This is a genomic window from Flavicella sp. IMCC45668 (assembly GCF_057219105.1).
This window is the reverse complement of sequence record NZ_CM170114.1, coordinates 2,955,108-2,969,201: the sequence shown is the minus strand read 5'-3', so window position 1 is coordinate 2,969,201 and position 14,094 is coordinate 2,955,108. Positions and strand designations below refer to the sequence as shown.

General features: G+C 34.5%; 9 protein-coding genes. 5 read left to right on the top strand and 4 right to left on the bottom strand.

Features of this window, described 5'->3' with window-relative positions:
• Window positions 1-441: a retropepsin-like aspartic protease gene (locus AC2DZ0_RS12050; RefSeq protein WP_484642024.1), complete on the bottom strand. Its 441-nt coding sequence runs from the start codon at window positions 439-441 to the stop codon at window positions 1-3.
• Between the two features lie 92 nt (window positions 442-533).
• Between AC2DZ0_RS12050 and AC2DZ0_RS12045 the strand changes: the two genes are divergently transcribed.
• Both AC2DZ0_RS12045 and AC2DZ0_RS12040 read left to right on the top strand, forming a co-directional pair.
• Window positions 534-1,301, top strand: a complete 768-nt coding sequence (locus AC2DZ0_RS12045; protein WP_484642022.1) for a TatD family hydrolase — start codon at window positions 534-536, stop codon at window positions 1,299-1,301.
• 9 nt (window positions 1,302-1,310) lie between these two features.
• Complete coding sequence (locus tag AC2DZ0_RS12040) at window positions 1,311-1,790, top strand: methylated-DNA--[protein]-cysteine S-methyltransferase (protein ID WP_484642020.1); 480 nt, start codon at window positions 1,311-1,313, stop codon at window positions 1,788-1,790.
• A 59-nt stretch (window positions 1,791-1,849) separates the two neighbouring features.
• On the opposite strand, the gene AC2DZ0_RS12035 is transcribed toward AC2DZ0_RS12040, so the two are convergent.
• Window positions 1,850-4,702, bottom strand: coding sequence for a polysaccharide lyase family 7 protein (locus AC2DZ0_RS12035; RefSeq protein ID WP_484642018.1), 2,853 nt, complete (start codon window positions 4,700-4,702; stop codon window positions 1,850-1,852).
• 314 nt (window positions 4,703-5,016) lie between these two features.
• Here AC2DZ0_RS12035 and AC2DZ0_RS12030 point away from each other — a divergent pair, with 314 nt between their 5' ends.
• Both AC2DZ0_RS12030 and AC2DZ0_RS12025 read left to right on the top strand, forming a co-directional pair.
• Entirely contained in the window at window positions 5,017-8,352 is a 3,336-nt protein-coding gene (locus AC2DZ0_RS12030; RefSeq protein ID WP_484642017.1) for a hypothetical protein, read from the top strand.
• Between the two features lie 89 nt (window positions 8,353-8,441).
• Window positions 8,442-8,948, top strand: coding sequence for a DUF3575 domain-containing protein (locus AC2DZ0_RS12025; RefSeq protein ID WP_484490301.1), 507 nt, complete (start codon window positions 8,442-8,444; stop codon window positions 8,946-8,948).
• Between the two features lie 66 nt (window positions 8,949-9,014).
• Here the strand turns inward: AC2DZ0_RS12025 and AC2DZ0_RS12020 are convergent, their stop codons facing one another.
• The gene (locus AC2DZ0_RS12020) at window positions 9,015-9,428 is read right to left on the bottom strand and encodes a BrxA/BrxB family bacilliredoxin (protein ID WP_484490300.1); all 414 of its coding nucleotides are present in this window, start codon (window positions 9,426-9,428) and stop codon (window positions 9,015-9,017) included.
• A 206-nt stretch (window positions 9,429-9,634) separates the two neighbouring features.
• Here AC2DZ0_RS12020 and AC2DZ0_RS12015 point away from each other — a divergent pair, with 206 nt between their 5' ends.
• Entirely contained in the window at window positions 9,635-10,381 is a 747-nt protein-coding gene (locus AC2DZ0_RS12015; protein ID WP_484642016.1) for a TerB family tellurite resistance protein, read from the top strand.
• 65 nt (window positions 10,382-10,446) lie between these two features.
• Here AC2DZ0_RS12015 and AC2DZ0_RS12010 read toward each other — a convergent pair whose 3' ends face one another.
• Window positions 10,447-13,968 (bottom strand): carbohydrate-binding protein, encoded by a 3,522-nt coding sequence (locus tag AC2DZ0_RS12010; RefSeq protein ID WP_484642014.1) that lies wholly within the window; start codon window positions 13,966-13,968, stop codon window positions 10,447-10,449.
• Window positions 13,969-14,094: the final 126 nt, after the last annotated feature.

The window sequence follows — 14,094 nt, the reverse complement described above, 5'->3', positions numbered from 1 at the left end:
TTATTTTTTCAGATAAAAACAAGAGTTCTTGTAATCGACAAGAGCCTGTCCAGAGATTAAAACATCTGCTCCAATAATTCCATCTATTCGTTTTGCATTGTGCTCTTCAAGGGCTTGGTTTACATGAGACATATCAAAAACCACCAAATTGAATTTCTTGGTATTCCATTTCCCCATTTTCAATCGATTTTTTTCCGACTGTAAAGTTTCCATACCTGTAGCTCCCGCTCCCGCAGCTTTAATATCGGATGCAATTGTTTTCACTCCGTATTTTTCCACATCGTCAACTCCTATGCAAGAATTTGATGCACCTGTATCTAATATAAACCTACCTTTCACACCATTTAGCTTTGCCTTTACAATCATATGATTGGTTTTAGTGATTTTTAATGGAATATGGATGTATCCTTTTTTGGAAATGCTTTTTTTTAGGCTTGACATTTTAGAGTATTTTTACCAAAGATATTAATGACTTTGAGAACTACTACCAGAAATTAACAAAATTTCTGCAAAACAACAAGATTCTGACTAAAATGATAATTACCGATACACATACACACCTCTATAGCGAACAATTTGACGAAGACAGAGCAACAGTTATTCAACGTGCTATTGATGCAGGGGTAAGTCGATTTTTTATTCCAGCAATTGACAGTGACTATACACAAGCAATGCTTAATCTTGAAGCTCAATTTCCTGAAAATATATTTTTAATGATGGGACTGCATCCAACACATGTAAAAGAAAATGTAGCGGAAGAGTTAGCCTTGATAAAAGAATGGATTGATAAAAGAAAGTTTTTTGCCATAGGTGAAATTGGAATTGACTTGTATTGGGACAAAACATACCTAAAACAACAACAACTTGCATTTAGAACACAAATACAATGGGCAAAAGAGAGAAAGATGCCAATTAACATTCATTGTAGGAATGCTTTTGACGAAGTTTTTGAAATTTTAGAGGAAGAAAAAAGTGATGACTTATTTGGAATTTTCCATTGTTTTACTGGAGATTTAGAACAAGCCAAACAAGCGGTTTCCTTAAACATGAAATTAGGTATCGGTGGTGTTGTTACTTTTAAAAATGGAAAAATAGACAAATTTTTAAATGAAATTCCTCTTTCTGAAATTGTTTTAGAAACAGATGCTCCCTACTTAGCTCCAACTCCATACAGAGGTAAAAGAAACGAAAGTAGTTATCTAACAAATGTGATTGATAAATTGGTAGACATCTATGGTTTATCATTTGAAGAAATTGCAAACATTACCACACAAAACTCCAAAGATATTTTTGGTATTTAATATTTGGCTATGAAATTAGAAAAAATAAAAATCAACACTCCTTTAGGAATTGTAAAAATCAATGGAAATGCAGAAGGAATTCATTCAGTAATTTTTTCAAATAAAAAATCGCCTGTTACAAAAGAAATTCCAAAAGTATTAGAAGAATGTGTCCAACAATTGAATGAATATTTTAATGGAACAAGAACTGATTTCACTTTAAAATTAAATCCACAAGGAACAGAATTCCAAAGAAAGGCATGGAAAAGCCTACAGGGAATACCTTATGGAAAAACAATGAGTTATTCTGAACAAAGTAAAATTTTAAACAAACCTAAAGCTATTAGAGCCGTTGCTAATGCCAATGGAAAAAATTTATTAGCCATTTTAATTCCATGTCATAGAATCATCGGTTCAGATGGTTCCTTAACTGGGTATGCCTGGGGATTAGAAAGAAAAGAATGGTTGCTAAATCATGAAAACAAACTCAAACAACAAGCCTTGTTTTAACCTAAAAATAAAAAAACAGGTGTCCATACAAACACCTGCTTTTTCTTTTCATGGCTACCTTAAATTTTTACAATTCGCTTTAAAATTGTTTCTGTATCGCTCACTAAAATAACAGTGTATGTTCCTGTTGCTAATTGAGAAATATCTATTGTTTCTGAAGCAATTGCTTTGTCAACAATTATCGATCCTAATTGATTATAAATTCGTATCGTATGTAAATTTTCATAACCAGAAATATGAATAGAATTTTGCGCCGGATTAGGCCAAATTAAAACTTCATCCTTTGCTTCTTCCTCCTTCAGTACCAAATTTTGGTCTGCTTCTTTTGAACTCAATGTTGAATACCCCATTACTCTAAGCTCTTCCAAGCTAACCCAGCTTCCTGAATATTTATCTGCACCCGTAACTGAAATCCTAACATATCTTGCATTTGTATTAGAGAATGCATCAGAAATAGGGTTGTCATTTGAACCTGACGTTGTATTGTTACTTCTATCGACAATTAAGCTATAATTATTATTATCGGTAGAAGCTTCAATTATAAATTGATATGATCTATCACTAAAACAAATTACCTCTGTACCGCTGATGGTATAAAACCCACCCAAATCTACCACTACAGACTGAGGAAAATACTGGGCAGACCATCTAGAATCAGCATCGCCATCCAATAAATTTGACGCAGGATTTTCAGATTGTTGCTCGGAGGCAACTGCCGACTTATTCAAGGCTACATTCAATTTTACTGGCTCAACAATAACAGGTGAAACTGTCTCTGAAAGCTCATTAAAATACACCAATGCCTCACCAGGGTCTTGAAGATATGCCCCGTTTTTCCAGTAACTAGGGAAAGACCAATAAGAAATATCTCTGTTTACAAATTCACTACCATTTACAGAAACTAGCAGTCTCTCATCTTCTAATGAAATATCACAATCAAAATATCCGTTAGGTAAGGATCCCATAGGAATATGCGTGGTTGCAACCCCTTCAGAATCTGTTTTTACCGCTGCAAATAAACTACCGTTTAGGCTATAAACTCTTAACAAAGGTTTGTTAGGACCATTCCCTGCATTTGCATCATCATGAATTTGCAATAATGTCAATTGCTCACATGTTTGAATTTTTACATCTAAATTAGCATGAAGACTTCTATTTTGATTCTCTACCAACCAATTATTTTCATACCTCAATTCTGATCTTACTTTTGTAGCATTTGCATCTCGTGTTTGACTAAAGGCAATTTTATCCGAATCAGCAACAAAAAAAGACGCTGATGAATAACCATTTATAATAAAGGATGTTGTCGCTTCAGTATTACTTAACGGAGACTGTAGTTTGCATAGTTCCAAATAAGTTTGGAATTTAGGAATATCATAAGGCGCGGCAACCTCCACAGGTGGCTCTTGGTCGCTTTCTGAAAAAATCTTAAAATCTAATAAACTTACCCAAGTACCTTGATAACTTGCCGCTCCAGTAACACGTATTTTTACAAACCTTGTTGAAACAGAAGAAAACACATCTTTAATTGGGCTCGTTTCAGTTCCCGGTGTGCTATTGGAAGATCTATCGACAATTGTAGTATAATTACCATTCTGAGTATCCGAAATAGAAATTTCATATTGATATGCTCTATCTGAATAACAAACCAATTCTGTACTTCCGATGGTGAAATTCGCTCCTAAATCAACGATAGCTTCTTGAGGAAAGCCAGACACTGACCATCTTGTAGAAAGGTCGCCATCAACTAAATTGGAATCAATATTTGATCCATCTGCAGAGCCTGTAGAATAGACCAATTTATTCAATGCAACATCATCGCCAGCAGTAGGTGCATTTACTAGAATACTAATGGAATCTGCAAATCCTCCTTCTTGAGTTGTTCCCGTAATGATGGTAGTTCCCTCTGAAAGTGCTGTTACTACTCCACTAGAATTAACTAAAGCGACAGATGTATCTGACGAGGTATAAATTATGTTCTTATTTGTAGCATTTGACGGACTAATTGCAGGGGATAATTGTTCGCTACTACCCAAAACAATATCCATGGAATTCGTACCGAATACCAAACCGGTTACGGCAATATTCTCAGGGACAGCATCTCCATGCTGCACAGTAAAATCATAAACTAAAACCTCACCGTAGTTGTCAGGATCATCTGTAGAGTCTCCTTCCCTCTCCGGATTACTTTGTGTATAATTCCCAACCTTAAAATAAGTTTGGTCATAATTTAAATCCATAACATAATCGTTTCCATCAGCTTTCACTAAATAAGCATCAGCCGTACCATTATTAAAAGACTCCAAAAGATTCCCATCTTCTGAGTAATAACAGTAGTGTTTTCCATCCAATACATGAAAAATAACTTCATGTTTATCTCCTAAGTTATAATCTGTTTTAATGGTAACATCATCTCTTAACTTACCTCCATTAAAAGAAATAAAAAGATGAGAATCTTCCAGACGCATCACCATGGAGTCATCTATTCCATCTGCCTTATTCCCATGAATTTGAGTAGCTACCAAATGAGATTTTTCAATTGGTAAATGCGTAATAGCTTGTTCAACATAGAGCATATGAGAACCTTCTGTAGTCCAATAAATATCTGAAGAACCATCTTCTTCTCTTTCTCTCAATTCTGATCTTATATAATCTGAATTTGGAGTTGTTCCGTTGTCATTTCGAATGGGAGCTCTGAAAACAATAGCATCGTTAGAATCGTTTACAAAAAAGAATTCATTGTTAGATTCTCCACAAAGCGTCTTGTCTTCTTCCCCTGTTGGGTAGGTAATTTTCCAACCATTACAATTCCTCATCAAGTCTGAAGGATTTTGTCCTATCATAGAAAGAGAAAATAGGATCATCAAACTTAGCGTGATACTACGCAGTTCATTTTGTTTAATTTTTTTCATTTTATTAAGTTTAGTTTTTGGTTAACTAGTTTGGTTTACCAGTTTTTTAGTTTCGCCAAATATATATTATTTTTTTAATTCATAAAACAAAAAACCAACATTACATACTGATTTTAAGACACTTAAAACCGTACCTTATACATTTATTTTCACCTTACAACATTGCAGTCCTCAATATTTTTAGAAAATATTTTTTTCCAAATTTCAAATTATTCCTTACTGTAATTGACTTCAAATTTTAAACTAAATTTGTTATCTGAGCGTTATCATATTCCATGCATAAATTTGGTCCCTTACTTTTTTTATTTCTTTGTTTGACAGTGTCTGCTCAAACCAAATTTTCAAATGCAAAATCGAAAGAATTAATTCTTCAAACCGATAGTATTTATATTTCTGAAGTAAGTATCAGTCCCGTAAATTTCAAACTGATTTCGAATGGAACCACTATTCCTTCCGCTGACTATGAAATAAATTTCGAAACTGCTCTTTTGGTTATAGATGCTAAGCGCTATTCCAACATTAAAATTGAATACACAGCCTATCCTGACTTTTTAACTGAAACCTATGCCCCCATGAGTCAGCAGGTAATTGTTCCGAGTTCTAGCAACAATGAAAACCTTTATCGTTATACACCCGAAAAAGATGAAGGAAAAGCTCCCTTTGAAGGTCTATATACCCAAGGAAGTTTAGCACGTGGTTTAACTGTAGGAAACAATCAAGATGCGGTAACAAACTCTAGCCTGGATTTACAAATCTCCGGTAAACTCTCTAAAGATGTTACCATCAAAGCCTCTATTTCTGACAGTAATATCCCTATTCAAAAGAACGGATACTCACAACAAATAGAAGAGTTTGATAGGATTTTTATAGAATTATTCACCAATCAATGGAGTTTGAAAGCAGGAGACATTAACTTAAACAATAACGAAACTAATTTTTTAAAATTTGATAAAAAAGTTGCGGGACTTTCTGTTGATATTACTCCTACCCATAAAGATTCTGAAAACCATTTTAAAGCATCTGGTGCTTTGGTAAGAGGTAGATTTACAAGACATCAATTTGTAGGGGTAGATGGAAACCAAGGCCCCTATAAATTACTCGGTCCTAATGGAGAAACTTTTATTGTTATTCTATCTGGGAGTGAAACAATTTATGTTAACGGCCGTCCTTTAAAAAGAGGAGATCAAAACGATTATACCATAGATTACAACACTGCAGAAATAATTTTTACCACTACCTTCCCCGTTACTTCTAACATGAGAATAACAGCAGAATTTCAATATTCCGATAGAAATTACACCCGTTTTGTAAGCTACAACAAAGCCTCACATAAGAGTGAGAAATTAGAAATTGGCGGATATTTTTACACAGAAAGCGATGCAAAAAACCAACCATTGCAACAGAACCTGACGGAAGACCAAAAAAAAATATTAGCAGAGGCAGGGAACGACACTACTAAAATGATTTCTGAAAGTGGTTTTGAAACGGAATACGATGAAAATAAAATCCTTTATAAAAAAACGATACAAAATGAAATAGAAATCTATGAGTTTTCTCAAAATCCCGAAGACACATTATATTCGGTTACCTTTAGTTATATAGGAGAAAACCAAGGAAGTTATCAACTTGAAAACACCACTGCCGTGGGAAGAATATTTTCATACGCAGGAACAAACATGGGAAATTATGCGCCCGTCATTCAACTCGTTGCCCCTACCAAACTTCAAGTAGCGGTAGCCAAAGCAAACTACAGTCCTACCAGCAAAACTATCTTAAAATCTGAAATTGCTTTGAGCGATAATAATCAGAATTTATTTTCCGATTTAGACAACGAAAATAATAAAGGAATTGCAGCCAAAGCAGGTTGGACACAAGTTTATACTGATAAAAAATGGCTTGTAAAAAGTAACATCGACTTTGATTATCTTCAACAAAATTTCACAAGTATTCAAAGGATATATAATGTAGAATTTAATCGAGATTGGAATTTAGTAAATCCAACAGGCACTCAAGAATTCCTGAGATCAGAAATTCTAGTTTCTAACAAAAATAACAGCGAATTTTCCTACAATTTTGAATCCCTAAAATTTCAAAATTCATTTACAGGATACAAACATAAATTCAAAGGGGGAATCAATTCTAAAAATACAACGATAAATGCCAAGGCAAGTTTGTTGCATAATGAAAGTACCAATCAAAAGGGAAGTTTTTTAAAAGCTGCCGCAACATTTAAAAGATATTTCAAAACAACATGGATTGGCGGAATCTTAGATACTGAAAATAATAAGCAAACAGACATTAGTACAAATAAACTGGACTTAAATAGTCAGAAATATTTTAGCTATGGAGCTTTTTTAGGAATTGGTGATAGCACCAAGGTATACGCAAAAATCGGTGTAGACTTTAGAGAGAATGATAGTGTTCAAAACGAAGTCCTTACCCGTGTTAACAACTCTAAAAGTTATTATATAAATGCTACTTTGGTACAACAAAAAAATGCCCAAGTAGGAGCTTATATCAACTACAGAACCGTTGACAATATTTTTCAAGATGATACCAATATGTTAAACTCAAGGCTTAACTATTCTCAACGTCTTTTTAAGAATTTTATCAGTTGGAATACTATCTATGAAACCTCATCGGGTACTTCCCCGCAACAACAATTTGCCTATATCAAAACGGAACCAGGCCAAGGGTTTTATACATGGATAGATTACAATGGGAATGGAATACAAGAATTTGAAGAATTTGAAATAGCAAAATTTGCAGATCAAGCAGATTACCTACGTGTCACGCTACCAACAGTAACTTATATACGTGTGAATCAAACTAAATTTAGTCAATCCTTTAACATTACCCCGAATCAATGGAAAAACAAAGAAGATTTCAGAAAAACCCTTTCTCAGTTTTCCAACCAATCCTTTGTTTTGATAGACACAAAAAAACAACGCAACGGAAACGGCTTTGACTTAAATCCCTTTGACACCAACAATCCTTCAGTTATAGGCTTATTGCAAACAATTAAAAATAGCTTTTTCTTTAGAAGGGGGCTACAAAACTACAGCACCACCTATATTTATTCAAACACTAGAACTAAAACAAATCTAGGAATAGGGTTTCAAGAAAATAACCAATTGTTAAGACAACTAAATTTTCAACACAGACTAGGGGCATTTTGGTTACTTGATGCCAAATTAAGTCATAAATCTACTGAAAGTAAGAGCGAAAATTATAATGAAAGAAACTACAAAATAAAAAGTCAAGAAATAACACCAATCATCACTTACTCCTTCTCTATTAATAGCAATTTTTCTTTTTCATATGAATATAAAGACAAGGATGAACCTACTAGCATCTCCACTTTAGAGTTACATAAAATAGGAACTAGTTATCAATATGCCCACCCAACAAAAGGGGCAATCATTGCAGATTTCAACCTTTATAAAAACAATTTTAATGGTATTGAAAACAGCCCTATTGCTTATGAAATGCTAGAAGGACTGCAACCAGGGGATAATTTTGTATGGAACCTTATTGCACAAAAAAAACTGACCAGTTACTTACACTTAAATATAAACTATAATGGTAGAAAAAGTGAAACCGCGAATACAATTCATACCGGAAGTATTCAATTAAGAGCTGTTTTTTAAGAATCTAAACCTAAGGAAAGTTATTTTTTTTCCATTTTTATATAGTACATTTGTCAGATAAAAATTGACTATCAACCTAATTGAAATTAATGAAAAAAACGATCGCTCTATTACTTTTTGCTTTGGTCTTTAAAATGTCTTCTGCACAAACAAACGAGATTAAAGTAGATGTATTTGATATTTTGGCTTTACTGGCCCTAGACGTTACTTTTGAGCATAATTTAAATACAGAATCTTCCATAGGGATTGCTGCTATGTTCAATTTTGCTAGTGAATCCTCTAGTTTTAGATACGAGCAAGAATTTACCTTGACTCCATATTACAGACAAACATTTTTTAGCAAGGGGAATTTTGATTATTTCGGAGAATTTTTTGGTTGCCTAAATAGAGGTGACAAAGACCCTGCTAAATTGGAAATAGGTGATTCACCTAGCTATACGGATTTTGCTTTAGGACTTTCTTTTGGAGGAAAATATGTAACTGCCAGCGGGTTTGTTGCAGATATACATGCAGGTATTGGTAGAAATTTATTTAATACAGACTATTCTGCTAGTATCGTTCCAAGAGTTGGTATCTCCGTGGGGAAACAGTTCTAAACATAAAAATGACATAAAAAAAGGGGATTGATATGATCAATCCCCTTTTTTATTTCCTTCAAATTCTTATTTGCAGTAAGCAGTATAAGCCTCTTTTAAATGATCAGCAATCATTTCAGCAGATCTACCTTCAATATGATGGCGCTCTAACATATGAACTAATTTTCCGTCTTTAAATAAAGCTACAGCTGGCGAAGAAGGAGGAAAAGGAACCATAAACTCTCTTGCCTTTCCAACAGCCTCACCATCAACTCCTGCGAAAACAGTCACTAAATTGTTTGGCTTAACCTCACCTTCAATAGAAGCAATTACTCCTGGTCTAGCTGTACCTGCAGCACAACCACATACAGAATTTACAACTACCAATGTAGATCCTTCTAATTTCAATGTATTTTCTACGTCTTCAGGAGTTTTCAATGCTGAAAAACCTGCTTGTACCAATTGCGCTTCCATTGGCGCAGTTAATTCTTGTGGATACATATATTATATTTTTTTGAATATTAAACTTTAATGCGACAAAGATAAGGATTGCATCCCAATCGATCACCTCTGTATCATAGATTTCGTTTATGTTAGAAAAAGGTTTTTGTATAATAGATTTCACTACTTCTTTAAGACTATCTTAACTTAAATTAAAATAGCTACTACAACAATAAAAGTATCTTTGTGTCTTAAAATTTAATAAAATGGCAAGTTTTACAAAATGGCTCGGTGCCGGATTGGGATGGTCTTTTGGAGGTCCTATAGGTGCTTTGCTAGGATTTATAGTAGGGAATGCAATAGATGGTTTTACCAAATCTGACATTCAAGATTTTAGACGACAAGCAGCAAACCACGACAACAATACTCATTCAGGTGATTTTGAAGTAAGTTTACTAATACTTTCATCTTTTGTAATAAAAGCAGATGGAAAAATAGACCAACGTGAATTAGATTTTGTTAGAGCGTACTTTGTAAAAATGTATGGAAAAGACAGAGCTAATCATGCATTCCGATTATTCAAAGGAATCATTAAAAATAATGATGTATCAGTACGTCAAATATCTTTACAAATCAGGCAACAAATGCAACATGCGTCTCGATTACAATTGATGCATTATTTATTTGCTTTAGCAAAGGCGGATGAAATAGTAACACCCGATGAATTGGATATGCTACATAAAATCGCAGGATATTTAAGTATCAATCCACATGATTTTGAATCTATCAAAGCCATGTTCTATAATGATTCTGAAAGTGCTTATAAGATTCTAGAAATTGCAAAATCAGCAACAGACAAAGAGATAAAAGCCGCGTATAGAAAAATGGTCAAAAAACATCATCCTGACAAAGTCAAACATTTAGGAGATGAACACGTGAAAGGAGCACAAGATAAATTCTTAAAAATTCAAGAAGCTTACGAACAAATAAAAAAAGAAAGAGGACTATCATAGTCCTCTTTTATTTTTCAAAAAAAAGGTCAGTGAAAAATCACCGACCCTTTTTAAAAACACCCTAATTATTTACTTGTAATCTTTATAATCTTTTGATCCTCATTTCCTGCGAGTTTTAAGTAATACATACCAGCAACTAAACTATAGTTCTGGGTATTTATTTCTAAACTATTTTTCCCTTCGACAGATTCAACCATTATTACACGCCCATGAATATCAATCAATGACACCATTTTATATGGATGCCCGTTTTCTAAAGAAACATGTAGTTTATCTGTAAATGGATTTGGAAATACTTTCGTTTCTCTCAACTCAGAGGCTACTGCTTCTGAAACAATTTGTTTTGCACCTTCTTTAGCCGATGAAGCGACGGATACTCCATTTTGAGTACAAGCATCTATATTTGAGGTCCAGTTTGTTCCAACAGGTCTGATACTTGCTTTCCATAAATAATTATTAGCAACTATTGGTGCCGAATTCACATTTACATTTATGGTTGCTACCCCTGTTCCCGAAGTAACCGTTGTGGAACCATATCCTAGCCATCCTGAATTCCAAAGTTCAACCACAACATCTCTAGTCTGTGTAGCTGAGTACGGAAGATCCACTGAATAAGAAGTACCAGAACTTATAACACTTGGCATATTCCCACATAATACTGCATCTGTATTTCCTTCAATAACAGCAATATTTGATATACTATTATCAGAAGCTATTGCCGTAGTCCAATCTCCACCCACAGGCCTTATGCTTGATTTCCATCTATACCCTGTTCCAACAACTGGCACGGCGTTTAACGGAACGGTAATGTTCGTTGTTCCACTACCTGCCTGTACTGTTTTAGTTGCTTGACCAAGCCAACCAGAGTCCCAAAACTCAACAACAAGATCCCTAGATTGAGACGCCTGATATGTTACCGCAACAGTATACGTATTTGCAGGATTAATGGCTAATGAGGCATCTAAACTAATCGTGTTTACAGTTGGAGCAGCAGCTACTGAAACTCCAGTAATACTATTATCCGTAGCCAAACTTGTAGTCCAATCTCCACCCACAGGTCTTATACTTGATTTCCAACTATATCCAGATCCGATTGTAGTTGGTGTAGTTAAATTTAAGGTAACATCTGTTGTTCCAGAACCTTGAGGAACCGTAACAGTAGCCTGTCCCAACCACCCTGAATTCCATAGCTCTACAACAACATCTCTAGATTGAGAAGCTTCATATGCCACACTTACGGTATAGGTACTACCAGGCGCTATTGTTGTTGGGGCTGTTAAATTTATGGTGTTTACAGCAGCCGCTTGAAGTGTTAAGTTCAGACTTGCTAAATTTATTCCCGCCGACTCTGTATTAACACGAATAACCTGTTCTCCAGCAACAAGAGAAACAGACTTTGTTATATTGGAATAAGTAGTCCAATTTCCTGTGGCAGGCAACGCCAAACTACCTGTTTTATTGACTCCATCAAAAGCAACATTAACGCTTCCGCCATTATTTGGAGCTGAATATCTTAAATCTAATAAATAATCTCCCTCGGTAGCAACATTTACGGTATATTCCTGCCATTCACCAGCTACGGTCCACCCCACAACAGCATCTCCATCACCAGATCCTAAATCTACCTTTTCATTTGTACGATACAAACCTCCAGAATTCCCATTAGTAGTATCATGATATGCAACACCCTCTCCTCCATTGTCGTAATTTTTCAATGCAATTGTTCCAGGAACCGAATGAGCAACCCCATTTGGATAAGCAGATTGGCCAGTTGACACAGGAGTATCATATTTTTCTACTTGCAAAATCAATGAAGAAACGTGACCTCCATTATCTGAAAAAGTAATGGCTACATTATTATTTGACTGAATCAAACTCATCGGAACAGGAATTTCTATCGTACCGAAAAAATCATCTCTATTTGCTTGATCATAACCTTTCCAATTATTTGGTACTGCTATGGTAGTCCCGTTTACCTTAACTACAGGAGCTTTTGAAACATTATGTTTCCTTCCTATAGACATTCGCAAAACAGCTTTACCCGTTCCTGTAGTAACATTATTAAACGCAAAATTCATCTGATTGCCACTTGCAATCGGTTGCAAATATTTTGATGTGTAATATTTTTTACTTCTAATAGCATTATCAAATACAATATTATTTGAAAAAGTATATTCTAAAGTAACCGTTTCTCCTCCAATTAAAGTTAAACTACTTGGAGCAGAAGTTTGCAAATTATTAGAAAAAACAGGAGCTTGGTTTGCGTAAACTTTCATTTTCTTTACTCTCACATTTTGAAAACCTGCAAAAGCGTCTTGAAAATTTAAACTTACCGTTTTATTTGAATTATCCAGATTATTTAGAGCTACATACATTTTTTTTCCATCCACAAAGGCTTGTGCCTGAATATCAGGATTATCAGTATTTACTGAAATTCTATTCCCTTTAAACTCTTTCCATAAATCGTAAAAATAAACTTTAGGAGTATAGGTCCATCCTGAAGGAGTTGCGCTACCTAAATTTGTGGGCCTCAACAAAACCGCCCCATAAGGTTGATAATTATTTGCAGCTGTTAAATGCCATGTAGATTTATCTGTAGCAAATGGAATAGAAATAGCTAAATTATCCTGTCTCTCTAATAAATTAAAAATAATGTGATTAAATGACTTTACTGTCTGAGCGCTTGTAATATCAGAATAATCAGCACTATAACCACTCGCAATTCCTCCATATTCTGTAATGGCATGTTCTTTAACATTTCCCCATTTTATATAACTATATGCATCAATCATATCCAATATTGCTTCAGAATTACTACCTGATCTTAGATTGTCTTGTCCGGTAACATTTACACCATCATATAAATGCGTAGAGAAGCCATCCATATTAGCACCAGCCGTATCCATAAACATTTTCATATTATCATTCCAGTGACCAAAATCACTTATTTCTAGGGATGGCCAAGCCGATGAATATCCCAATACCTTCATATTTGCAAGTTCTGGAGCCGCATGAATTTTTGCACCGATTGCACTATACACTTGTGCCATTTGCAATTTTATTCTAGCTTCTTCTGCTAAATTCCAATTCCCTGAATAATAATCTGAAGCATGTACAAAAGGCTCATTCATCGCTTCAAAATATTCCGGTCTTCCGGCATCATCCGTAAAATTTTTCCAATACTCTGCAGCCCAATTTCCAGCAGCATTAGCATCCATACCGTCCACAAAAATATTTCCAGGATGCTCAGTTGAAATAAATCGAGAAACATTTCTTACTTGTGTACCTCCTCCTTTGTAAGCAGGATAATTCGCGACACTCCCCGTTTGACCTTTAGCATAGGAAAACGGTCCCCAGAAACCTCGACCTCTAGATACGTTATAATCGGCATAAAACTGATTCATTTCCGCATCGGAAGTTGTAGCAGAATGAATTGTAAAATACTTGGTTCGGTCTAATTCTGAAGTACCTCCAAGAAATCGTTGTACACTTTGGTCAATAGTTACTGTTTGCGAAAAAATTGAAAATGGCAAAATACCCATCATCACAAAAAACAATAGTTTTTTGGTTAGTTTAAATTTGTTCATTTAGTTTGGTTTTGGTTTATGTATTCTAGGTTAAAAAAATACTTTTCCAATGTAGCAATCATCTCCATTACGCTACCAAAACAAATGTCTTATGAAGGGAATCATATGATTTTCAGTAAATTAAAC